The organism is Sphingomonas sp. BAUL-RG-20F-R05-02, assembly GCF_022662305.1.
Lineage (GTDB): Bacteria > Pseudomonadota > Alphaproteobacteria > Sphingomonadales > Sphingomonadaceae > Sphingomonas.
On record NZ_JAKNQH010000004.1, the window covers coordinates 261,844 to 282,312 of the forward strand.

Annotated in this window: 20 protein-coding genes and 1 pseudogene; 14 read left to right on the forward strand and 7 right to left on the reverse strand. The window is 64.6% G+C overall.

Translation table 11 applies throughout. The features are described from left to right. Positions 1–95 precede the first annotated feature (95 nt). From queF to map, 5 genes are all read left to right on the forward strand, one after another. Entirely contained in the window at positions 96–542 is a 447-nt protein-coding gene (gene queF / locus L8F97_RS11435) for a preQ(1) synthase (protein ID WP_242150158.1), read from the forward strand. Between the two features lie 140 nt (positions 543–682). Next, positions 683–2,956, forward strand: coding sequence for a glycosyltransferase family 4 protein (locus tag L8F97_RS11440; protein WP_242149739.1), 2,274 nt, complete (start codon positions 683–685; stop codon positions 2,954–2,956). Positions 2,957–3,001: 45 nt separating this feature from the next. Next, positions 3,002–4,285: a glycoside hydrolase family 130 protein gene (locus tag L8F97_RS11445; protein WP_242149741.1), complete on the forward strand. Its 1,284-nt coding sequence runs from the start codon at positions 3,002–3,004 to the stop codon at positions 4,283–4,285. A gap of 190 nt (positions 4,286–4,475) precedes the next feature. Beyond that, on the forward strand, positions 4,476–4,679 hold the full coding sequence (locus tag L8F97_RS11450) for a ParD-like family protein (RefSeq protein ID WP_242149744.1): 204 nt from the start codon (positions 4,476–4,478) through the stop codon (positions 4,677–4,679). Position 4,680: 1 nt separating this feature from the next. After that, positions 4,681–5,460, forward strand: a complete 780-nt coding sequence (gene map / locus L8F97_RS11455) for a type I methionyl aminopeptidase (protein WP_242149748.1) — start codon at positions 4,681–4,683, stop codon at positions 5,458–5,460. Between the two features lie 2 nt (positions 5,461–5,462). Here the strand turns inward: map and L8F97_RS11460 are convergent, their stop codons facing one another. Then, positions 5,463–7,409, reverse strand: coding sequence for an OPT family oligopeptide transporter (locus L8F97_RS11460; RefSeq protein WP_242149752.1), 1,947 nt, complete (start codon positions 7,407–7,409; stop codon positions 5,463–5,465). 214 nt (positions 7,410–7,623) lie between these two features. On the opposite strand from L8F97_RS11460, the gene L8F97_RS11465 reads away from it, so the two are divergent. Next, positions 7,624–8,463 carry a diacylglycerol/lipid kinase family protein gene (locus L8F97_RS11465; RefSeq protein ID WP_242149754.1) on the forward strand — a complete coding sequence of 280 codons (840 nt, stop codon included), beginning with the start codon at positions 7,624–7,626 and terminating at the stop codon, positions 8,461–8,463. Continuing rightward, positions 8,460–9,227 carry a metallophosphoesterase family protein gene (locus L8F97_RS11470; protein WP_242149757.1) on the forward strand — a complete coding sequence of 256 codons (768 nt, stop codon included), beginning with the start codon at positions 8,460–8,462 and terminating at the stop codon, positions 9,225–9,227. The genes L8F97_RS11465 and L8F97_RS11470 overlap by 4 nt, the downstream gene beginning before the upstream one ends. Before the next feature lie 63 nt (positions 9,228–9,290). On the opposite strand, the gene rpsI is transcribed toward L8F97_RS11470, so the two are convergent. The 4 genes from rpsI to L8F97_RS11490 all read right to left on the reverse strand — a co-directional run bounded on the left by rpsI (position 9,291) and on the right by L8F97_RS11490 (position 12,255). After that, a complete protein-coding gene (gene rpsI, locus L8F97_RS11475; RefSeq protein WP_242149760.1) occupies positions 9,291–9,839 on the reverse strand; it encodes a 30S ribosomal protein S9 in 549 nt (182 codons plus the stop codon). Next, on the reverse strand, positions 9,839–10,318 hold the full coding sequence (gene rplM / locus L8F97_RS11480) for a 50S ribosomal protein L13 (protein WP_242149764.1): 480 nt from the start codon (positions 10,316–10,318) through the stop codon (positions 9,839–9,841). The genes rpsI and rplM overlap by 1 nt, the downstream gene beginning before the upstream one ends. 138 nt (positions 10,319–10,456) lie before the next feature. Continuing rightward, a complete protein-coding gene (locus L8F97_RS11485) occupies positions 10,457–11,266 on the reverse strand; it encodes a hypothetical protein (RefSeq protein WP_242149767.1) in 810 nt (269 codons plus the stop codon). After that, entirely contained in the window at positions 11,263–12,255 is a 993-nt protein-coding gene (locus L8F97_RS11490; RefSeq protein ID WP_242150160.1) for a COX15/CtaA family protein, read from the reverse strand. Before L8F97_RS11490 ends, L8F97_RS11485 begins: the two co-directional genes overlap by 4 nt. Before the next feature lie 299 nt (positions 12,256–12,554). On the opposite strand from L8F97_RS11490, the gene L8F97_RS11495 reads away from it, so the two are divergent. Both L8F97_RS11495 and galU read left to right on the forward strand, forming a co-directional pair. After that, on the forward strand, positions 12,555–12,947 hold the full coding sequence (locus tag L8F97_RS11495; protein WP_242149770.1) for a MerC domain-containing protein: 393 nt from the start codon (positions 12,555–12,557) through the stop codon (positions 12,945–12,947). A 205-nt stretch (positions 12,948–13,152) separates the two neighbouring features. Beyond that, positions 13,153–14,027, forward strand: a pseudogene (galU, locus tag L8F97_RS11500) (UTP--glucose-1-phosphate uridylyltransferase GalU). Positions 14,028–14,078: 51 nt separating this feature from the next. On the opposite strand, the gene L8F97_RS11505 reads toward galU, so the two are convergent. Then, complete coding sequence (locus tag L8F97_RS11505) at positions 14,079–14,882, reverse strand: metallophosphoesterase family protein (RefSeq protein WP_242149773.1); 804 nt, start codon at positions 14,880–14,882, stop codon at positions 14,079–14,081. A 159-nt stretch (positions 14,883–15,041) separates the two neighbouring features. Between L8F97_RS11505 and L8F97_RS11510 the strand changes: the two genes are divergently transcribed. Then, positions 15,042–15,512 (forward strand): Fur family transcriptional regulator, encoded by a 471-nt coding sequence (locus L8F97_RS11510; protein ID WP_242149775.1) that lies wholly within the window; start codon positions 15,042–15,044, stop codon positions 15,510–15,512. Between the two features lie 31 nt (positions 15,513–15,543). Here the strand turns inward: L8F97_RS11510 and L8F97_RS11515 are convergent, their stop codons facing one another. Beyond that, positions 15,544–16,080, reverse strand: a complete 537-nt coding sequence (locus tag L8F97_RS11515; protein WP_242149778.1) for a GNAT family N-acetyltransferase — start codon at positions 16,078–16,080, stop codon at positions 15,544–15,546. 97 nt (positions 16,081–16,177) lie between these two features. Between L8F97_RS11515 and dxs the strand changes: the two genes are divergently transcribed. From dxs to fghA, 4 genes are read left to right on the forward strand one after another with little or no spacing between them, the layout of a single operon-like run. Then, complete coding sequence (dxs, locus tag L8F97_RS11520; RefSeq protein ID WP_242149781.1) at positions 16,178–18,103, forward strand: 1-deoxy-D-xylulose-5-phosphate synthase; 1,926 nt, start codon at positions 16,178–16,180, stop codon at positions 18,101–18,103. 15 nt (positions 18,104–18,118) lie between these two features. Further along, positions 18,119–19,231, forward strand: a complete 1,113-nt coding sequence (locus L8F97_RS11525; RefSeq protein ID WP_242149783.1) for an S-(hydroxymethyl)glutathione dehydrogenase/class III alcohol dehydrogenase — start codon at positions 18,119–18,121, stop codon at positions 19,229–19,231. A 22-nt stretch (positions 19,232–19,253) separates the two neighbouring features. Continuing rightward, positions 19,254–19,637 carry a VOC family protein gene (locus L8F97_RS11530; protein ID WP_242149787.1) on the forward strand — a complete coding sequence of 128 codons (384 nt, stop codon included), beginning with the start codon at positions 19,254–19,256 and terminating at the stop codon, positions 19,635–19,637. Further along, positions 19,637–20,467 carry an S-formylglutathione hydrolase gene (gene fghA / locus L8F97_RS11535; RefSeq protein ID WP_242150162.1) on the forward strand — a complete coding sequence of 277 codons (831 nt, stop codon included), beginning with the start codon at positions 19,637–19,639 and terminating at the stop codon, positions 20,465–20,467. The genes L8F97_RS11530 and fghA overlap by 1 nt, the downstream gene beginning before the upstream one ends. Positions 20,468–20,469: the final 2 nt, after the last annotated feature.

Sequence of the window (20,469 nt, forward strand, 5' to 3'; positions counted from 1 at the left end):
CATTTCCCGTAAGCCTTTGCTCGCCTACCTAAACCCGCAGGTTGTGCACGTCGAGCGCAGTGGCGAAGCACAACATGCATCGCTACATGCGCGGCATGACACCAAAGCATCTCGGCCAAACCAGCGCGCTTCCCGTCTCTCCGGAGGAAGCGGTGCTCGACTACGTTCCCAATCCACGGCGCGGGCGTCCGTATCTGGTGCGGTTTACCGCGCCGGAGTTCACCTCGCTGTGCCCGGTGACCGCCCAGCCGGATTTTGCACACCTCGTGCTGGATTACGCACCGGGTGAGACGATCGTCGAGTCCAAGTCGCTCAAGCTTTTCCTCGGCAGCTTTCGCAACCATCAGGCATTCCACGAGGATTGCACGGTCGGCATCGGCGAGCGGCTGTTTGCGGAGATGAAGCCATTGTGGTTGCGGATCGGTGGCTATTGGTATCCGCGCGGCGGTATGCCGATCGACGTCTTCTGGCAGTCTGGCTCGCCGCCGGATGGCTTGTGGCTGCCGTCGCAGGACGTGCCCGGCTATCGTGGCCGGGGCTGAATGCTGCATCCGCGAACGCCTGACCCAGTTTGGAGGACTTGCTTCGTTGCGGTGCAACATTCTTGCAACTTATTCGAAAGCAGTTTGTTGTTGGGGAGACACGTCGGGGCATTTAGCCTCGGTCCACAGGATGTCCCTTGATGACGCGAGCAGCAGAACCGCTTTCTTCGATTGACCACATTGCGCTGATTGGGAATTTCCTGCCGCGCAAGTGCGGTCTTGCGACTTTCACGACGGATACGTTCACCGCGCTGAAGGGGCGCTTCCCCGATCTCAAGATCGACGTGTACGCCATGGACGATCATCCGGGCCGTTACGTGTATCCGCCCGAGGTCACGATGAGCATCCCGCAGCACGATCGCATCGCCTATTCGGAGGCGGCGCGCGCGATCGAGCATAGTGGCGCGCAGGCGCTCTGGGTACAGCATGAATATGGCATCTACGGCGGCTCGGCCGGCGAGCATCTACTTGCGCTGCTCGACCGGGTGACGATCCCGGTGATCGTGACGCTTCATACCATTCTTGAAAAGCCCAGCGCTGAAGAGCGCCGCGTGATGGAAGGTCTGCTGCGTCGCGCCGCCAAGGTGGTGGTCATGGCGGATCGTGGCAGCGAGATCCTCGAGCGGGTCTATGGTGCCAGTGCGCGATCGCTCGTGATGATCCCGCACGGCGTCCCGGATCGCGACTTCGTCGATCCCGATACGCTGAAGGCTCAGTTCGGCTGGCAGGGCAAGAAGGTGATCTTCACCTTTGGGCTGCTCGCCCCCAACAAGGGCATCGAGACCATCATAGACGCGATGCCGGCGATTACCGCGCGCCATCCCGACGCCTATTATGTTGTTCTCGGCGCGACGCATCCTAACCTGGTCGCGCATGAGGGCGAGGTATACCGTGATCGTCTTAAGGCGCTGGCATCCGAGCATGGCGTCGGCGAGCAAGTCGCTTTCATCGACGAATTCGTCGAGCATAACGATCTGATCAATTACTTGCAGGCCGCCGATATCTACGCAACGCCCTACAGCAACCCGGCACAGATCACCTCGGGTACGCTTTCCTACGCCGTCGGTGTGGGTAAAGCGGTTGTGTCGACGCCTTACGTCCATGCGACCGAGATTCTTTCAGACGGGCACGGCGTGCTGGTCGACTTCGGGGACAGCGCGGCGTTCGCGCGTGAAATCAACGCACTGCTCGACAGCGAACGCAATCGCACCCGCCTTTCGCAGCGTGCGTACGAACGTGGCCGTACGATGATCTGGCCGCGCCTTGCCGAACGCGCGATGCGGGAGATTGCCCATATCATCGCGACGCAGCCACGCCGTATCGCGGGGCCTTCGCCGTCCACGGCGTCTCTTGATCCGGACTTTTCTGCGGTAGAGCGGATGAGCGACTCCACCGGCATGTTCCAGCACGCGATCTTCTCGGTGCCGGACCGCCGTCACGGCTATTGCATCGATGACAATGCGCGCGCGCTGATCCTTGCCTGCAAGATGGAAACGCTTGCCGACGACGTGCGCGACAAGTGGATGACGACCTACGAATCGTTCCTGCAATATGCGTGGAACCCCGAGGCGCGGCGTTTCCGCAACTTCATGCGGTTTGACCGAACCTGGTGCGAGGATGTCGGGTCGGAGGACTCCAACGGCCGGACGATCTGGGCGTTCGGCGTAACTGCACGGGATGCCCGCCAAGCCAAGCACCGCGATTGGGCGGTGGCGATGTTCGACATGACTGCGAGCCTCGCCTTCGAGCTTGGCAGCCCGCGTGCCCATGGTTTCGCGATGCTCGGCGCGGCCGCAATCCTGGAGGCGTTCCCCGGCCATGCGCTTGCGCGTAGCATATTGACGCGCTTTTCGGCCGACCTGCTCGCCCTTCTCGAAGAGGCGCGACGCCCTGAATGGGAGTGGTTCGAGATCGTGCTGGCCTATGACAATGCCCGTCTCCCGGAAGCGCTGCTCCGCGCCGGCAAGGCGCTGGGCCGCGATGACCTGATCGCGTGCGGCACCAGGACGCTGGATTGGATCATTGGGCAGCAGACGTCACCCGAAGGCCGTTTCCGCGCGGTCGGTAGCGAGAGTTTCAACCGCCCATTCCAGGCGCCGCTGCCATACGACCAGCAACCGCTCGAAGCGCAGGCGACGATCGAGGCCTGTGAAGCAGCATTCGAAGCGACCGGTGAACGGCGGTGGATCGATGAGGCCATGAAGGCTTATCATTGGTATCTTGGGGTCAACGATCTCGATCTTCCGCTTGCCACAGTGCATGATGGGGGCTGTTTCGACGGACTGATGCCGAGCGGATTGAACCGTAACCAAGGTGCGGAGTCGATTTTGGCGCTGCAACTCGCATCATGTGCGATTTCTGGGCTTTCAAAGCAGGTCGAAAGCGTGGCAGGGCCGGATCGCGCCGTTGCGTAGCCTCGCTCGTGACGTCGCGTAGCAGACTGTTGGCGAGGCGACGACGTGATAGACCTGTTCCACCATGCTCTGCGGCTCCACGCAGATCCTTCCCGCGTGGTTGTGCGGCCGTTCCATCTTGCCTGGGCGGCAAGCGGGAAGGGGCCGAGCCGTACCGAACGCATCGTTAACGCCGTAATGGCGCTCAACACTGCCGAAACGCGTGCGGAACTGGAGATCGTGCTAAAGGATTTCGAGGCGCGTCATTGGCAGACGCGCCGCGTCTTCATGACGCGCTATGACGAAATTGCGGCCATGATGGGCCTCGACGGTACCTATATCGGTGACGAGAAACGTCAGTTGATTGGTGCGTATTTCTGTCACGAATACAGCTATGCCGCAGCCGCGCTGATGAATCCCAGTGCGGTGCCGCATTTCGACCAGACCGGCATGCCGCCCGGTTCGCAACGCATCCTGATGAGCCTGCGCGCGGTGGGTGAGGGGCACATCTCCTCCGTGGCGTTCCGCGAAGGTATCATCACCGACAACAACGAGCTGAAACTCGCACCCGAGCCGCCTTTCGCGACGGCGACCGACATGATCGACGTCGACGAGGAAACGGTGCCGGAAGGCCCGGTGACGGTTTACCGCCACCGTGACTCCACGCTGTCGGGTACGGTGATCTTCCCGATGACCGATGCCCAGTCGAAGGGGCTTGAGGATCTGCGCCTCGTGCATTTTCAGCATGACGACGGTGCGTGGGAGTGGCTTGGTACCTACACCGCCTATAACGGCTCTACGATCCAGTCCGAACTGCTCCGCACGCGCGATTTCCGGGCGTTCGATCTGGTCCCGATGAGCGGCCCTGCCGCACGTAACAAGGGTATGGCGCTGTTCCCGCGCAAGGTGAACGGCCAGTATATGATGATCGGCCGGCAGGACGGCGAAAACCTGTTCCTGCTCAAGTCGGATACGCTGACGCATTGGGACGAGGGCGAACTGCTACTCACGCCCGAACTGCCGTGGGAGCTGGTGCAGATCGGCAATTGCGGTCCGCCGATCGAGATCGACGAGGGCTGGCTGCTGCTCACGCACGGCGTCGGCGCGATGCGGAAATATTCGATCGGCGCGGTCCTGCTTGACAAGGACGATCCCTCCAAGGTGCTTGGCCGGACGCAGGAGCCGATTCTCGCCGCTGCCGATCAGGACCGCGAGGGGTATGTGCCCAACGTCGTCTACACCTGCGGCGCGCTGAAGCATGGCGACAAGCTGTTCGTGCCCTACGGCGTGGCGGATAGCTCGGTTGCTTTCGCGTTCATCCCGATTTCGAGCCTCCTCGCGGCGATGTGACGTCGCGACGGCGTCGCTCGAACCGTCGTTCCCACCTGTAGCCGGCGAGCGGTGGCGTGTTTTGGCAGGCTTGCCGCGCGAGGCAGGCTGTTAGCCTGCATGTTGCACAGTCGCCACGAACGGGTCTGCGTTGACAAGGCTATACGAAGCATATACGTTCCGTATGCTGTTCAACGATGGGAGAAAGCTGGTGGGCATCGTCAAAGTCGCCGACGACCTTCACGAAGAAGCGCGCCGTGCGAGTGCGGTGATGTGCCGTTCGATCAACGCGCAGGCCGAGTTCTGGATGAAGATCGGCATGATGGCCGAAGCGAACCCGACGCTGTCCTTCAACGATATTGTCGCAGCCGAACTTGCGGCCGCGCAGGTGCCGCTGTCCGCCGTCGCCGCCTGAGATGGTGAAGACGGCCGACGAGCTCGCGCTGATGCGCATATCCGGCAAGCTGCTCGCCTCGGTGTTCGAGATGCTCGACACCCAGAACCTCGCCGGCCTGTCGACGATGCAGGTCAACGATCTGGTCGATCGCTTCATCACCATCGATCTCGCCGCGCGACCGGCCAGCAAGGGACAATATGGCTTCAAGTACGTCCTGAACTGTTCGATCAACCACGTCGTTTGCCACGGCGTGCCGGATGCGGGAGAGATCATCCGTGACGGCGACATCATCAACCTCGACATCACGCTGGAAAAGAACGGCTTCATCGCGGACTCGAGCAAAACCTATGTGGTTGGCAACGTGCCGCCCGCGACGACGCGGCTGGTGCGTGTCGCACAGGAGGCGATGTGGCATGGCATCCGCCAGGTACGACCCGGCGCGTATATCGGCGATATCGGCTGCGTGATCGAGCGTCATGCCAAGAAGAACGGCTATTCGGTGGTGCGGGAGTATTGCGGTCACGGTATCGGGCGCGAGATGCACGAGGAACCGCAGGTGATGAACTTCGGCAAGCCTGGCAGCGGCATGAAACTGCGCGAGGGCATGGTCTTTACGATCGAGCCGATGATCAATCAGGGCACGCGCAAGGTGTCGACCGAGGAAGACGGCTGGACCGTCGTTACCAACGACCGCAAGCTCTCCGCGCAGTTCGAGCACACCGTTGCGGTGTCGGCGAGCGGCGTCGAGGTGCTGACGCTGCGCCGCGACGAAACGGCGATGATCGCTCGCGCAACGTAAGGCTAACGCGCCATCGCCATGGTCCGCCGGTATAGCAACGCGGCCAGCGCGATGAACAGCAGGGTGCCCGCCACCAGCGCGGTTCCGGCGAACCCCGGCCCGACCAACGCGAGCGGTGCGTCGCTGCCGGTCAGGTACACGATGAACGCGAAGGCAACGCCCCACAGGCTTTCACCGACGATCAGCCCGGTCGCGGTCAGCGTGCCCATCCGCTCGGCCACTTCGGGATTGGCACTGCCTCGCGCCCAACGATCGTAGAACCAGCCAACCACCGACCCGGTGACGGTTGGCAGGATCACCGACATCGGCAGATAGATGCCAAGCGCGACGCCGAGCGGCGGCAGCCGCAGCAGCTTGAGGCGGCCGAGCCCTTCGTCGAGCACGATCAGCGCCACACCCGCGAGCGCGCCGTACCCAAGCATTCGCCAGTTCGCATCGCCCGACAGCACCCCCTTGGCCAGCGCGGAGATCAACCCGGCCTGGGGCGCCGCCAACGCATTGGGTCCGGCGCCCGGTGCCCCGACGAAGCCGATGCCGGTATTGAGCACGTTCAGCACCGGCGGAATGATGAGCGAGCCGAACACCACGCCGATCACCAGCGCGACCTGTTGCTTCCATGGCGTCGCCCCGACAAGCTGGCCGGTCTTGAGATCCTGCAGATTGTCGTTCGAGATGGTCGCCACCCCGAACACGATGCCGGTGACGATCAGCGCATAGGCGATCAGTGCGCGCGTCGTGTCGGCACCCGGATGCTGCCCGAACAGCCCAACCAGCAGCAGCGCCGAACCGATTGCAGCGAGGATGCCGATGCCCGACACCGGCGAATTCGACGCTCCGATCAGCCCGGCCATATAGCCGCACACCGCCGCGATCATCAGACCGGCGACAAGGATGAACACCAGTGCCCCCGCGATCAGCGCAACACCTGAGGCGGCCAGTGCGCCACCCGCCAGCACATCCCACAGCAGCCATACGATCGGCAGCAGCGTCAGCACCGCGACCGCGCCGACCCACAGGATCGGCAGGTCCTGTTCCTCCAGCGCCAGCGTCTCGCCGCCCTTGCGCGCCGCGCTTGCGGCTAACGCCGAACGGACGCCGCCGATCACTGGCGCAGCGATCCGCACCAAAGTCCACATTGCGGAGATGCCGATGACGCCGGCCCCGAAGAACCGTACCTGGCTGGAGAAGATCATTCCCACCCATCCTGCCACGTCCCCGGGGACGGGCTGTGCGGCGGTCATCACCGGCATCAGCACGCCCCAGCCGATGACGAGGCCGAGCGCCATCGCCGCGCCGACCGAAATGCCGACAAGATGTCCGACGCCGAGCAGCGCGAACGACAGACTGCCCGAAATCCCGGTCGCCCCCGCGCCGACACGGAAGGCGGTGGCGGCGGTATCGGTGATGATCTTGGTCTGTGTGGCGATCGCGAAGCTGGCCGAGGCGATGCTGTTGACGACCAGCACGCGCAACCCCCGCGTGCTTTCCTCGCCGCCCTCGCGCGATCCCGCGCCGATCTCCAGCACCTCGGCTGCGGCGACGCCTTCAGGGTAGGGCAGGTCGGTATCGACCACCAGCGCCCGCCTGAGCGGCACGGAGAACATGACGCCCAGAACACCGCCGGTCGCGGTGATCAGTGCGGTCTGCACATAGGGGAAGCCCTGCCACCAGCCGATCATCACCAGCCCCGGCAGCACGAAGATGATCGCCGACAGCGTGCCGGCGGCACTCGCGATCGTCTGCACGATATTGTTCTCGAGGATCGACCCGCCCGGCAGCAGCCGGAGGATCGCCATCGAGATCACCGCCGCCGGGATCGACGTCGCGAAGGTCAGCCCGACCTTCAGGCCAAGATAGACGTTGGCCGCAGTGAAGAAGAGTGTGATCAAGCCGCCGAGCAAGATTCCGCGCAGGGTGAGTTCGGCCATTGGTTTGGAGGCAGTCTGCATCGGGGCACCGTGGCACGAACCGATCAGGCGTGCATTATGAAAGTGTTATATTGCGGGTGACAGTACCGAGGCTGGCGTGACGGATCGGTACACGTCTCCGTCGTAGTCGAGTGGAGGTATCGCCGTGAGGGGGTGCATACGCATGCTTTGGCATGCGGCTCGCTAAATTGGCGCGAGCATCGGCCCCTTTCACCTGTCCGCGCGTTGGCGAGGGATGGAGAAAATCTGGTTCATCACCAACATCGCCTCGGGATCGGCGACCGACGCCAAGGCCGAGGCTATCGTCGCCGTGTTCCAGGAGCGCGGGCTGGCTCTGGTCGGACGCACGGGTTTCCCGAAGGATGATCTGCCCACCAACGCAGAACTCGATGCAGCCGGTGCCGATACGGTCGCGCTGTTCGCCGGTGACGGCACGATCAACGCCGCCGTCTGTGCTTATGCCAAATGGGGCGGCAAGATCCTGATCCTGCCCGGGGGCACCATGAACCTGCTCGCCAAGTCCCTGCACGGCAACGCCGATCCCGCCGCGATCGTCCACGCAGCTCACGAACGCGGGGAGGTGGTGGCGCTCCCGTTCGTAGAGGCGGGCAAGCACCGCGCGCTGGTCGGGCTGATCCTGGGCCCTGCGACCGCGTGGGTACACGCCCGCGAACTGGTGCGGGAGGGCAAGCTGCGCGGCCTCGCGCGGGCGCTGCGGCACGCGTGGCGACGCACGTTCTCGCGCGGGATCAGGCTCGATGGTGTGCCGGGCATCGATCACCGCCCACAGGCGGTTTTCGTGCGGCCGGGTGACGAGCGGCTTGATGTAGCGGCTGTCGATGCGCGCGATTTTCGTTCGGTCGCATCACTTGGCTGGGAGTGGCTGACGGGAGACTGGGTCGCTGCGCGCAGCGTGACGCAGGTCTTTGTCGAGACCTTCCGCATCGGCGGTCGCAAGCCGGTGCTCGCGCTGTTCGACGGCGAACCGGAAATGCTCGATCCGCGCACGCAGATTTGCAGTGCCCGCACCGACAAGATGTTTATCCGTACCATAGGCGGGGGGCTATCCTCATGACCCGACTGTTTCACGTCAGCGACGTACACTTCGGACGCGAGGACCGCGCGGCGATCGCGTGGCTCGACGATCTCGTGCACAAGGAGCAGCCCGACGCGGTCATCATGACCGGCGACCTGACCCTGCAGGCACGGCGTAGCGAGTTTGCGAACGGGCTTGCGTGGTTGCAAGGGCTGGGCGTGCCGGTAACGGTCGAAGTCGGCAATCACGATCTGCCGTACTTCAATCTGTTCGAGCGGTTCTTCCGCCCGTACCGCCGATTCCTGTCGGTCGAAAAGATGATCGAAACGCCGCTCGAACTGGCGGGAGTCACGATCGTGCCGATGGTGACGACCGCGCGTTTCCAGTGGCGGTTGAACTGGTCGAAAGGCTATGTTTCCCAGGGTGAACTTGCGAAGACGCTCGCGTTGGTGCGCGCGGCTCGGCCGGGCACGCGCGTGTTCATCGCCTGCCACCATCCCCTGATCGAGCCGCATACGCGCACATCCGCGCAGACGCACCGTGGCGCGGAAGCCTTGCAGGCGCTCGCCGAAGCGGGTGTCGAAGCGGTACTGACCGGCCATGTCCACGATCCGTTCGATATCGCGCATGACGTCGGTGGCCACCAGGTTCGCCTGATCGGGGCCGGCACCTTGTCCGAACGCACCCGCGACACGCCGCCGTCATTCAACGAAATCCGTATCGCGCCTGATGGCTTTTCGGTGAAGGTGCGCGCTCTCACGCCTGCGCCGGACGTGCGGCTGCCGGTCGAGCACGTCGACTGATCCGCACATACGAAAAGGGCGGCCCGTTGCCGGACCGCCCCATCGTGTTCGAGATGGAAGCTGTTAGCGCTTCGAGAACTGGAAGCTACGACGTGCCTTGGCGCGGCCGTACTTCTTACGCTCGACCGTGCGGCTGTCGCGGGTCAGGAAGCCTGCTGCCTTGACCGGCGCGCGCAGGATCGGCTCGTACTTGGTGATCGCCTGGCTGATGCCATGCTTCACGGCGCCGGCCTGGCCCGAAAGCCCGCCGCCCTTCACGGTGCAGATCACGTCATACTGCCCGGTACGCTCGGTGATGCCGAACACCTGGTTGATGACGAGACGCAGCGTCGGGCGTGCGAAATACACTTCCTGGTCACGGCCATTGATAGTGATCTTGCCGGTACCGGGCTTGAGCCACACGCGGGCAACGGCGTCCTTACGACGGCCGGTCGCATAAGCGCGGCCATACTGGTCGAGGTCCTGCTCACGCAGCGGCGCGCGCTGAACCGGCTCGTCGATCTGGCCCGACAGATATGCGTCGGCCTGAACCTCGGCGCCCGCCTGTGCGGCTTCGCCCTGCTGGTTGAGGACGGCGCCGAGATCGGAAAGGGACTGGCGATTGTCGGTCATTACGCGCCCACCTTGTTCTTGCGGTTCATGCCCGCGATATCGAGGACTTCGGGGTTCTGCGCCTCGTGCGGATGCTCGGTGCCGGCGAAGATACGCAGGTTGCGCATCTGGGCGCGGCCGAGCGGACCGCGCGGAATCATCCGCTCGATCGCCTTTTCCAGAACGCGCTCCGGGAAGCGGCCTTCCAGAACCTTGGCGGCGGTGATGCCCTTGATGCCGCCGGCATAACCGGTGTGCTTGTAGTACACCTTGTCCTTGAGCTTGTTGCCCGTGAACCGCACCTTGTCCGCGTTGATGATGATGACATTGTCACCGCAATCGACGTGGGGGGTGAAGCTCGGCTTGTGCTTGCCGCGCAGGACGTTGGCGATGATCGACGCCATGCGGCCGACGACCAGACCGTCTGCGTCGACGATAAGCCATTTCTTCTCCACCTCGTGCGGCTTGACCGCCTTGGTGGTCTTCATGAGCGCCTTCATGGGGCTATGACCTCTTGTTTGAAACGAAGCGCGCCGCCCACGAATGGACGGCGCCCGATGTCGCGCTATTGTTGCAGAACTGCCGGTAAGTCAAGCAACCGGCGGCGTTGCTGACGGGTATTATGATACCGTACGCGTTCAGGGCTCCAGTCGCAGCGTCACGACCGTCTCGGCGCGGCTGCTTCGCGCGCCGCTTGCGGTCGTGATAAAGCGGGCGGAACGGCTCTCGATGATGAGCCCGGTCGTCGTATCGACGCGGCGCAGCGTGTCGAGCGTGATCGTGCCGGCGGCGGCACCAGGCACCGTCGTGCCACCAACCGTGACCGGCCCGGCGGCGTGGGTAGTGATGGATACCGCATCGCCGTCGCGGCGCACGGTTTCGATGCCGGGCAGGGTTTGCCCTGCGGCGGTCGGCACACGCGACGGTAGTGCGACGGTGCGTGTGCCGTCCGGGCGCGCTACATCGACGGGGCGGATCAGGTCCGCCACCGCTGAACCGAGCATCGCACGCCGCTGCGCAGGGTCGAAGGCTCGAAGCGGTGCCGCCATCGCGGCGGCGCGGGCAGGGCCGGTCACTGACCGTGCTGCCGTTTCGATACTGGCCGCGAGGCGCTCGATCAGCGCGTCGGCATCGTCGACCGCCGTGATTGCGCCGGCGGCATCAAGATGCACCCGCACGACGCGACCGAAAAACGCACGATTGCCCGCCAGAAACGCTGAACCCGCCTGTGGCCCGGATTGATCGGCCGAGTCGATCGTCGTCTCCGCGACATAACCGGTCGCCTCGCGGCGGAACACGATCCGCCGGCTGGCGTGGAAATGCTGCGAACCGCCGTCGTCGGTCCTCGTCTCATTGGTGTCGCTTCGGTACGTCGCGCCTTCGATCGGATGGAAAGCAGGCGTGGCAACGGGCGCAGGGGTGAGCGCCAGCAAAATCGCGTCGATCACGCGCGGCGGCGCCCGCTCGCATGGATGCCCCACACCACGCTGACCACCAGCAGCGCACCGACCAGCTGGTGCAGCGCGGCAAGCGCGATGTTGACGCCCGACATCACCACCGCGATGCCGAGCAGGATCTGCAGCCCAAGCGCGATATGGATCGCGATCGACGCGCGGCGATGCCCCATCGCTTTAGCACGCCGCGCGAGCACCGCCAGCACCGCCACCAGGACCCAAGCCCACCATCGATGAATGAAATGCACCAGCGAAGGATCATCGATCATCAGCGCGCCGAGCGGTCGCGTGCCGAGCACTTCATGCGGGAAGATCCGCCCGTTCATCAGCGGCCACTCGTTGGTAACCAGCCCGGCGCGCAGCCCCGCCATGAGCGCGCCGTAGAACAGCTGCACGGCCAGCACGACCGCCGCCAATGCGCCGAACCCGGTCAGCGCGGCCGGACGCGCATATGGGTTACGCGCGAGCGCCCGCAGATCGAGCGCGGTCCACACGAGCCCGGCAAGCGTGAACAGCGCGGTGATCAGATGCGCCGCCAACCACAAAGGTGCGACCTCGATCCGATCGGACAGGCCGGATCGTACCATCAGCCAGCCAAACGCGCCCTGCAAGCCGCCGAGCGCCAGCAACGCGACCAGCCGGAAACCGTACCCGCGCGGGATCTGCCTGCGCAGCGCGAACCACAGCAACGGCAGCGCGAACACCGTGCCGATCACACGCCCGAGCAGGCGATGCAGATACTCCCAGAAGAAGATGTGCTTGAACCCGGTCATGGTCATGCCATCGTGGATCGCGGTATATTGCGGAATGCGCCGATAATGCGCGAACTCCACCTGCCACTGTGCGTCCGTAAGAGGTGGCACGATGCCGCTGATCGGCTGCCATTGCGTGATGGACAGGCCGGACTCGGTGAGACGGGTGATGCCGCCGACCACCACCATCAGCACGATCATCGCCGCGACCAGATAAAGCCAGCGTATCATCGCCACGGGAACGGCCGTGCGGCCAGAGTGCGCCTGAAGCATGCCTGTGCCTAGCCCGATCACGATGCCACGTCGATTGGACATTTTGACAGCACGTTGATCCACTGCACCCCGTTAAGCCAAGGTTCGACACCGCAACGCGCTCTTACGTGCGCGGTAGCCAACGCCAGCGACGGGACTTTTCCCGTTCAGTGGCGGGACCGGGCTGAGGCGGCTTCCCGTTTCAACTCGGTTCTTCCGCATAAAACTTGCGATGATATGTTGTAACTTCATGTGCTGCATGCCACATGCGCTGGGCAATGACCGCTCATGTTCATCATCCTGCACTTCACTGGATCGAGTCGCGCTTCGACGGACTCGCGATCGGCCTGTCCGGACTTTGTGTGATCCACTGCGTCGCGAGTTCGGTTCTGGTCGCGCTCGCCGCGTCGGCGGGCGGATTGCTGCTCAACCCGTTGTTTCACGAGGTCGGCCTGTCGATCGCGATACTGCTCGGCGTGATCGCACTTGGTCGCGGTGCTGTTTCGCACGGGTATATGATGCCGGCCGCCGTCGGCTCGTTGGGGCTCGGCATGATGGCGGGTGCGATGTCACTGCCGCACGACAGCGGTGGCGGGGAAACGGTGTGGACGCTGATCGGCGTCGCCATCCTCGCGCTTGGCCACGATCTCAATCGCCGCGCGGCGAACTGAACGTCCTGCTACCGGATGCGCGGCGGGGTCGCGTGGGGCGAACGACGAGCTGCACGGGCAAGCTGTGCCATCTCCTGACGCCTCGACGCTGTTAAGCCGATCGACAAGGTTGTATCACGTCCATAATAGGGCGCGCCGCGTCCGCGGTGTTGCAGGTCGCGGGTCCTTTCCACACCTTCACGCGCGATTTCGGAGTTACGGACGCATGAGCATCAAACCGGTACGCAAGGCGATTTTCCCGGTGGCGGGGCTGGGTACGCGGTTCCTGCCGGCGACCAAGGCGATGCCGAAGGAAATGCTGACCGTCCTCGACAAGCCGCTCATCCAATATGCGGTCGAGGAAGCGCTGGAAGCGGGGATCGAGCAGATCATCTTCGTCACCAGCCGCAACAAGACCTCGTTGGAAGACCATTTCGACGTGTCATACGAACTCGAGGATACGATGCGCGGCCGCAGCAAGTCGCTCGCCGCGATCGAGAACATTCGCATGAAGCCGGGTTCACCGGTCTATATCCGCCAGCAGGAGCCGCTGGGGCTCGGCCATGCGGTCTGAGCGCGCGCGAGATCGTCGGCGACGAGCCGTTCGCGGTGCTTCTTCCCGACGAACTGATGGTCGGAACGCCTGGCTTCATGAAGCAGATGGTCGAAGCGTATGCGCGGGTCGGCGGCAACGTCGTTGGCGCGTTGGAGGTCGCTGCGTCCGAAACGCACAAATATGGCATCATCTCTCCGGGCAAGACCGACGGCCGGCTGACCGAGGTGACCGCGCTGGTGGAAAAGCCCACGCAAGGGTCGGCGCCGTCGAACCTGATGATCCCGGGGCGCTATATTCTTCAGCCGGAGGTGATGCGCATTCTGGAAAAGCAGGAAAAGGGGGCCGGCGGTGAGATCCAGCTGACCGACGCGATGCTGCAACTGATCGGCCAGCAGCCGTTCCACGGTTTCACGTTCGAGGGGCAGCGCTATGATTGCGGCGACAAGGCCGGCTTCATCCAGGCCAACCTCGCGCTGGCGTTGGTACATGAGGAGATCGGCCCGGTTGTGCGCGAATTCGCCACGGAGCTGTTGCGGCAGTCTTAAACACTAGCATGGGAGCCGGAGTGGCACGGCGTCGGCTGCGCGGGCGCCGGGTCAGGCGATGCGACGGCGCGCGGTATTCCCAGGTGTCTTGGCCGATTCGAACAGCCACCGCCGTGTGCCGTCGATGCCGAGGACGGTCAGCCGGTCGCTATACACCGCGCCGGTATCGATGCCGATCCGGTTGGCGCGCATCTCCGGCTCTTCCGACACGGTGTGGCCGTGGACGATGATGCGGCCATGATCGGCGTTGCTTTCGAGGAAGGGGCTGCGAATCCAGCGCAGGTCTTCTTCCTTCTGGTCGGCAAGCGCTACGCCAGGGCGGATGCCGGCATGAACGAAAGCATAGTCACCGCGAAACACCATCACATCGCAGTCGTTGAAGAGCGCGAAATGCGCATGTGGCACCAGCACGCGCAGCCGCTCGGCCAATGCTTGGTTCGATAGCGTGTCGTATTCCTCGCGTGTGATGCCGTAGCTGAGCACCGTCTCGCGACCGCCCATTTTTAGGAACATCGGCAGCAGGCTGAACTCGCCACGCAAGATCCGCAGAAAGATTTCTTCATGGTTGCCGAGCAGCACGCTTACGGGTCGCCCGCTTCCCCGTAACTGCACCACCCGCTCGACCACATCGGCGGAATCCGGGCCACGATCGATCAGGTCGCCAAGAAAAATGATCTCGGAAGGCGCGCCGTCACTCTGCGCTTCCTGCGTCTCGATCTGGCGCAAGACATCGTCGAGCAAATCGCGCCGGCCATGAATATCGCCAATCGCGTAAAGGCGGGAGTCGTACCAAGCCGCAACCGCCCGTTGCTCGGGTTGCCGCTCGCGGCGTCGGTTAAGAATACGGCGAAACATCGATTCTCGAACACCCACCTTGTCGTTTTGGTTCACGCGCCGCCCGAAGTCACAACGCGCTATCGCCAATCGGCAGCAGTCTCAATCGCGCAAACATCCCGCCGTCTTCCGCCAGGCTCGCCGCTTGCCGCAGAACGGCGAAGTTCCTATCTGCGGGCGATGGCGATGCACCACCACCATCAGGAGCCGCAGGGCGACGCCCTCGCGCGCGCTGCCCAACAGACTTTGGAGCGGTCGGGCGAGCAGTGGACGACGATGCGCGCGCACATCTTCGCCGCGCTCGCCGCTTTCGACAAGCCGGCGTCCGCCTATGACATCGCCGAGGCGGTTTCGAAGGCGGAAGGTCGGCGTGTGGCCGCCAACAGCGTCTACCGGATCCTCGATGTGTTTGTAGCCGCCAACCTTGCCCGCCGGGTGGAAAGCTCGAACGCCTATATCGCCAACGCGCACCCGGATTGTCTGCACGACTGTATCTTCCTGGTGTGCGATACGTGCGGCCAGACCACGCACCTCGACGACGATCTCATCACCAACGGCGTGCGTTCGGCAGCGGAAAAGGCCGGCTTCTCGCCGGTCCGCCCGGTGATCGAGGTGCGCGGCAAGTGCGCGAACTGCGAGGCGGCTGCCTGACCGACCCGTCGCCAGGCGTGATCGGCACCCCTCAGAGCGTCTTGCCCATCCGTACCCCGGGAACTGCCACGCCGCTCGCGTTCATCCTGTCGACTCGCGCGATCGTGTCGTAACCGCTCGCGCGGTACAGGGGTTCGCCCGCCAGAGTCGCCATCATCTCCGCGCGGGTGAATCCGGCGACTCGCGCGGCATCCTCGCAGATGGCGAGAATCATCCTGCCAACGCCCCGCCGCGTGAAATCCGGGTCCGTGTACATCGCCCGAATCCGCGCCGCATCCCGCGTGGGGTCGAGTGTCGACCCATCACGCAGCGAAACGCTGTGGTTGCCGCCATAGAGCGTCGCCCGGAAACTCCAACCGCCGCAGCCGGCGAGTCGCGAACCATCCTCCACCACGAAGTACGTGCCGTCCTCGATCAGTTGCGTGTCGAGGCCCATACTCAGCCGGCTCGCCGCCACCTGTTCCGGGGTAAGAAACCCCGCTTGCAGCGCGCCGATCGCCCGTTCCATCAGCGCGGCGATGGCGGGGATGTCGTGGGTTACGGCGAGGCGATGGGTGAAGTCTGCCATGCGGACGTTGTGGTTTTGCAACGCACGCCGCGTCAAGGCGCATGGCATGTGCTCGCAATCAATCGACAGTCGCGTGCGGCTTCGCTAAGCACGCGCGATGGTTGACGCTTCCACCACCCCGCTTCTCGACACCGTCGATACGCCTGCCGATCTCCGCAGACTCGCGCCCGCAGACCTCCGCCAGCTCGCCGACGAGCTTCGGCAGGAGACGATCTCCGCCGTCGGCGTGACTGGCGGTCATCTCGGCTCCGGGCTCGGCGTGGTCGAGCTGACCGTCGCGATTCACTACGTGTTCGATACCCCGCGCGACCGGCTGGTCTGGGATGTCGGCCATCAATGCTACCCGCACAAGATCCTCACCGGCCGACGTGACCGTATCCGCACGCTGCGCATGGGCGGCGGCCTGTCTGGTTTTACCAAGCGGAGTGAGAGCGAGTACGATCCATTCGGCGCGGCGCACTCGTCCACCTCGATCTCGGCGAGCCTCGGCTTTGCGATCGCCAATAAGATCGCGGACCAGCCCGGCAAGGCGATCGCAGTGATCGGTGACGGCGCGATGTCGGCCGGCATGGCCTATGAGGCGATGAACAACGCCGAGGCCGCCGGCAACCGCCTCGTCGTGATCCTCAACGACAACGATATGTCGATCGCTCCGCCGGTTGGCGGCCTGTCGGGCTATCTCGCCCGGCTTGCGTCGAGCAAGGAATTCCTGGGCTTACGCGATCTCGCCAAGCGCGTCGCCAAGCGGTTGCCGCGTCCGCTCGCCACCAGCCTCAAGAAGACCGACGAGTTCGCGCGCGGCATGGCGATGGGCGGCACGCTGTTCGAGGAACTCGGCTTCTATTACGTCGGCCCGGTCGATGGCCATAACCTCGACCAGCTCATCCCCGTGCTTGAAAACGTGCGCGATGCGGTCGATGGCCCGATCCTCGTTCATGTCGTCACGCAGAAGGGCAAGGGCTATGCCCCGGCCGAGGCGGCAGCCGACAAGTACCACGGTGTGCAGCGCTTCGACGTTATCACCGGCACGCAGGCCAAGGCGCCTCCCGGCCCGCCGCAATATCAGAACGTGTTCGGCCAGGCGTTGGTCGATGCCGCCAAGACCGACAGCCGCGTGGTGGCGATCACCGCCGCCATGCCGTCGGGCACCGGACTCGACGCGTTCGCCAAGACCTATCCCGATCGCTTCTTCGACGTCGGCATCGCCGAGCAGCACGCCGTCACCTTCGCCGCCGGCCTCGCCGCGCAGGGGATGCGGCCGTTTTGCGCGATCTACTCGACGTTCCTGCAACGCGCCTACGATCAGGTCGTGCACGATGTCGCCATCCAGAACCTGCCGGTGCGCTTTGCGATCGATCGCGCTGGCCTCGTCGGTGCGGACGGCGCGACCCATGCCGGCAGCTTCGACGTGACCTATCTCGCCTCGCTGCCCAACTTCGTGGTGATGGCGCCGTCGGACGAGGCGGAGCTGGTCCACATGGTCCACACTGCCGTCGCCCACGACAGCGGGCCGATCGCAGTGCGCTATCCGCGCGGCAACGGCGTCGGCGTAGAGCTGCCCGCCACGCCCGAACTGCTGGAAATCGGCAAGGGCCGCATCGTCCGCCAGGGCCAGAAGGTCGCGATCCTGTCGCTCGGCACCCGGCTGGGCGAGGCGCAGAAGGCGGCCGAGGCGCTGGAAGCCCGCGGCCTGTCCACCACCATCGCCGATCTGCGCTTCGCCAAGCCGCTCGACGAGGGGATGATCCGCAAGCTGCTGTCGACGCACGAAGTCGCCGTCACGATCGAGGAAGGCTCGATCGGCGGGCTTGGTGCGCACGTGCTGACCTTCGCCTCAGACGAGGGGCTGATCGATGCCGGCCTCAAGCTGCGCACGCTGCGCCTGCCCGATACCTTCCAGGATCAGGACAAGCCCGAGGTGCAGTATGCCGAGGCGGGTCTCGATGCCGAGGCGATCGTCGATACAGTGCTGAAGGCGCTGCGCTACAATTCGGACGGCGTGGTCGAACACGCGCGCGCCTGATCGGGAGTTGCCACGATGAAAACCCGCGCCGCCGTTGCGTTCGAGGCCAAGCGGCCGCTCGAGATCGTAGACCTCGATCTCGAAGGCCCCAAGGCTGGTGAGGTGCTGGTCGAGATCATGGCGACTGGCATCTGCCATACCGATGCCTATACGCTCGACGGCCTCGACAGCGAGGGGCTGTTCCCGAGCGTACTCGGGCATGAGGGTGCTGGCATTGTGCGCGAAGTCGGCGCGGGCGTCACCTCGGTGCAGCCCGGCGATCACGTCATCCCGCTCTACACGCCGGAGTGCCGCCAGTGTAAATCCTGCCTCAGCGGCAAGACCAACCTGTGCACCGCGATCCGCGCCACGCAAGGGAAGGGGCTGATGCCGGACGGCACCACCCGGTTCAGCTACAAGGGCCAGCCGATCTTCCACTACATGGGCTGTTCGACTTTCTCGAACTTCACCGTGCTGCCCGAGATCGCCGTCGCCAGGATCCGCGAAGACGCGCCGTTCAAGACCTCCTGCTACATCGGCTGTGGCGTCACCACCGGCGTCGGCGCGGTGGTCAACACCGCCAAGGTGCAGGTTGGCGAGAACATCGTCGTGTTCGGCCTCGGCGGTATCGGTCTCAACGTGCTGCAAGGCGCGCGGCTGGCCGGCGCGAACAAGATCATCGGTGTCGACATCAACCCGGACCGCGAGGACTGGGGCCGCCGCTTCGGCATGACCGACTTCATCGACGCGCGCGGCAAGGATCGCGCCACCACCATCGCCGAGATCCTCGCGCTGACCGACGGCGGCGCGGACTATACGTTCGACTGCACCGGCAACACCGAGGTGATGCGCACTGCGCTGGAGGCGTGCCATCGCGGCTGGGGCACCTCGATCATCATCGGCGTGGCGGAAGCGGGCAAGGAAATCAGCACCCGCCCGTTCCAGCTCGTCACCGGGCGCAACTGGCGCGGCACCGCGTTCGGCGGGGCGAAGGGCCGCACCGACGTGCCCAAGATCGTTGACTGGTACATGAACGGCAAGATCGAGATCGACCCGATGATCACCCACGTGCTGTCGCTGGACGAGATCAACAAGGGTTTCGATCTGATGCACGCGGGCGAAAGCATCCGCTCGGTCGTGCTGTTCTAATCGCCTGACCGGAGAAGCCCGCATGTTCAGTCACGTCGTCGTCGGCAGCAACGATCTTGCCCGCTCCAAGGTGTTCTATGACGCGGTGCTCGCCGTGGTGGGCGCGGCACCCGGTGAGTATGACGCAAAGGGGCGGATTGTCTATTCGCATGGCGGCGGTCGCCTCCTCGTCACCACGCCGGTCGACGGAGAGCCCGCCGCGCCCGGCAACGGGCACACGCTCGGTTTCGCGATGGAATCGCCGGAGCAGGCGCGCGCCTGGCATGCGGCAGGCGTGGCCAATGGCGGTACGTCGGCCGAGGACCCGCCCGGCGTGCGCTACATGCCGATCGGTAACATGTACCTCGCCTATCTGCGTGATCCGGACGGCAACAAGCTGTGCGGTCGCCACCGGATGCCGGCGTGATCGAAACCGTCAGCACGGTGCGCGCACACGGCGGCACGCAGGGCGTGTACCGTCACCCATCGACCGCGACGGATACGCCGATGACCTTCTCCGTGTTCGTGCCCGACCATGTACCGGGCACGACGCTGCCGGTGGTGTGGTACCTGTCTGGCCTGACCTGCACGCACGCCAACGTCACCGAGAAGGGTGAATACCGGCAGGCTTGCGCGGAACTGGGCCTGATCTTCGTCGCGCCCGACACCTCCCCACGCGGCGAAGGCGTGGCGGACGTACCCGAATACAGCTTCGGGCAGGGTGCGGGCTTCTACCTCGACGCGACGCAAGCGCCGTGGTCCACGCACTTCCACATGCGCTCGTACATCGAGGACGAACTGCCCACGCTGATCGCGGCGGAGTTCCCGGCCGACATGACGCGTCAGGGCATCACCGGCCACTCGATGGGAGGCCACGGCGCGCTCACCATCGCGCTTCGTAACCCGGATCGCTTCCGCAGCGTGTCCGCCTTCGCGCCGATCGCCGCGCCGGGACAGGTCGACTGGGGGCGGAAGGCGTTCAGCGGGTATTTGGGTGACGATCCTGCGGCATGGCGGGTCCACGACGCGGTCGCGCTGATCGAGGATGGCGCGCGGCTGCCCGAGCTGCTGGTCGATCAGGGCGACGCCGACCCGTTTCTCGCCGAGCATCTCCGCCCGGAATTGCTGGCGGCGGCGTGCGAAGAGGCCGGCATTGCGCTAACGCTCCGGATGCAGCCGGGGTACGACCACAGCTATTATTTCATCTCGACCTTCATGGCCGATCACCTGCGCTGGCACGCGGCGCGGCTGGGTTGAAG

Coding starts and splice junctions, on each gene's coding strand:
- queF (WP_242150158.1), top strand. CDS start 96: ATGACACCAAAGCATCTCGGCCAAACCAGCGCGCTTCCCGTCTCTCCG.
- L8F97_RS11465 (WP_242149754.1), top strand. CDS start 7,624: ATGGAGAAAATCTGGTTCATCACCAACATCGCCTCGGGATCGGCGACC.
- L8F97_RS11440 (WP_242149739.1), top strand. CDS start 683: ATGACGCGAGCAGCAGAACCGCTTTCTTCGATTGACCACATTGCGCTG.
- L8F97_RS11460 (WP_242149752.1), bottom strand. CDS start 7,409: ATGCAGACTGCCTCCAAACCAATGGCCGAACTCACCCTGCGCGGAATC.
- dxs (WP_242149781.1), top strand. CDS start 16,178: ATGGTTGACGCTTCCACCACCCCGCTTCTCGACACCGTCGATACGCCT.
- rplM (WP_242149764.1), bottom strand. CDS start 10,318: ATGAAGGCGCTCATGAAGACCACCAAGGCGGTCAAGCCGCACGAGGTG.
- L8F97_RS11470 (WP_242149757.1), top strand. CDS start 8,460: ATGACCCGACTGTTTCACGTCAGCGACGTACACTTCGGACGCGAGGAC.
- rpsI (WP_242149760.1), bottom strand. CDS start 9,839: ATGACCGACAATCGCCAGTCCCTTTCCGATCTCGGCGCCGTCCTCAAC.
- L8F97_RS11490 (WP_242150160.1), bottom strand. CDS start 12,255: ATGATACGCTGGCTTTATCTGGTCGCGGCGATGATCGTGCTGATGGTG.
- L8F97_RS11510 (WP_242149775.1), top strand. CDS start 15,042: ATGGCGATGCACCACCACCATCAGGAGCCGCAGGGCGACGCCCTCGCG.
- L8F97_RS11530 (WP_242149787.1), top strand. CDS start 19,254: ATGTTCAGTCACGTCGTCGTCGGCAGCAACGATCTTGCCCGCTCCAAG.
- map (WP_242149748.1), top strand. CDS start 4,681: ATGGTGAAGACGGCCGACGAGCTCGCGCTGATGCGCATATCCGGCAAG.
- L8F97_RS11495 (WP_242149770.1), top strand. CDS start 12,555: ATGACCGCTCATGTTCATCATCCTGCACTTCACTGGATCGAGTCGCGC.
- L8F97_RS11505 (WP_242149773.1), bottom strand. CDS start 14,882: ATGTTTCGCCGTATTCTTAACCGACGCCGCGAGCGGCAACCCGAGCAA.
- L8F97_RS11515 (WP_242149778.1), bottom strand. CDS start 16,080: ATGGCAGACTTCACCCATCGCCTCGCCGTAACCCACGACATCCCCGCC.
- L8F97_RS11525 (WP_242149783.1), top strand. CDS start 18,119: ATGAAAACCCGCGCCGCCGTTGCGTTCGAGGCCAAGCGGCCGCTCGAG.